Below are 249 nucleotides of genomic sequence, written 5' to 3' on the forward strand. Positions count from 1 at the left end.
GCGCGACGGTCTGATCCGCGACGCGAACAACTACGAGCAGCAAGAGCAGGCCTCGCAGCAAATCCTCAGCAGCTAGCGCTAAAAACCGCAGCTGCGTAACATCTCAAGACATTAGGAGAACACCGTTATGAGCATTAACTACCAGTTCGGCGATGTAGACGCCCACGGTGCCTTGATCCGCGCCCAGGCCGCGTCCTTGGAGGCCGAGCACCAGGCCATCGTTCGCGATGTGCTTGCTGCCGGCGACTT

2 pseudogenes are annotated in these 249 nt (G+C 59.4%); both read left to right on the forward strand.

The features are described 5' to 3' along the window. Positions 1 to 76, forward strand: a pseudogene (locus ACYQ8K_RS30330) (WXG100 family type VII secretion target); the annotation flags it as partial. A 51-nt stretch (positions 77 to 127) separates the two neighbouring features. Continuing rightward, a pseudogene (locus ACYQ8K_RS30335) lies at positions 128 to 249 on the forward strand (type VII secretion protein EsxI); the annotation flags it as partial.

Source organism: Mycobacterium sp. MUNTM1, from assembly GCF_054660795.1.